A 1,168-nucleotide genomic window follows, 5' to 3' on the forward strand; every position below is an offset into this window, starting at 1 on the left:
GGATCCACAATCGTGAGCTGGCCGCTGGTGTTCAGCGCCGCCGCGGTGTCGCCTTCGGTCACCGACCTCGAGTCCGATGAGACCGTCGCCGCGTCGTTGCTGCCGGTGATGGTCACCGTCACGATGCCGCTCGCGGTGCCGTCCTGGCTGGTCACCGTGAACTCGTCCTGGACCTGCTGGCCCGCAGTGAGTTCATTGTGGGCACCATTGCCGGCGTAGCTCCAGGCGCCGTTGGCGTCGATCGTGAAGTCGCCATAGGTGCCGTGGACGTTCGTCTGCGCCACGACATGGGCTTCGCCCGTGTCGGGATCCACAATCGTCAATACGCCGCTGGTATTGAGCGCCGCCGCGGTGTCGCCTTCGGTCACCGACCTCGAGTCCGACGAGACCGTCGCCGCGTCGTTGCTGCCGGTGATGGTCACCGTCACGATGCCGGAGGCGGTGCCGTCCTGACTGGTCACCGTGAACTGGTCCTGGACCTGCTGGCCGGCGGTGAGCTCGTCATGGGCGCCGTTGCCGGCGTAGCTCCAGGCGCCGTCGGCATCGATCGTGAAGTCGCCATAGGTGCCGTGGACGTTCGATTGCGCAACGACGTGGGCTTCGCCCGCGTCGGGATCCACAATCGTGAGCTGGCCCGAGGTGTTGAAGGCGGCGGCGGTGTCGCCTTCGGTGACGGACTTCGAGTCCGATGAGACCGTCGCCGCGTCGTTGCTGCCGGTGATGGTCACCGTCACGATGCCGGTGGCGGTGCCGTCTTGGCTGGTCACCGTGAACTGATCCTGGACCTGCTGGCCGGCGGTGAGCTCGTTGTGGGCGCCGTTGCCGGTATAGCTCCAGGCGCCGTTGGTATCGATGCTGAAGTCGCCGTAGCTGCCGTGCGCATTGCTCTGCGCCACGACATGGGCTTCGCCGCTGTCGGGATCGGTGATGGTGAGCTGGCCGCTGGTGTTCAGCGCCGCCGCGGTGTCGCCCTCGCTGACGGACTTCGAGTCCGACGAGACCGTCGCCGCGTCGTTGCTGCCGGTGATGGTCACGGTCACGATGCCGGAGGCGGTGCCGTCCTGGCTGGTCACCGTGAACTGGTCCTGCACCTGCTGGCCCGCAGTGAGCTCATTGTGCGCGTCATTGCCGGTGTAGCTCCAGGCGCCGTTAGCATCGATGCTGAAGT

The 1,168-nt window shown here is 66.6% G+C and carries 1 protein-coding gene; it reads right to left on the reverse strand.

The window, feature by feature from the left end; all coding sequences use genetic code 11:
- On the reverse strand, positions 1-1,168 hold a 1,168-nt coding region (locus RAD10_RS41395; RefSeq protein WP_461621968.1), incomplete at both ends, for a VCBS domain-containing protein.

The sequence above is a fragment of the Bradyrhizobium sp. 23AC genome, from assembly GCF_054863025.1.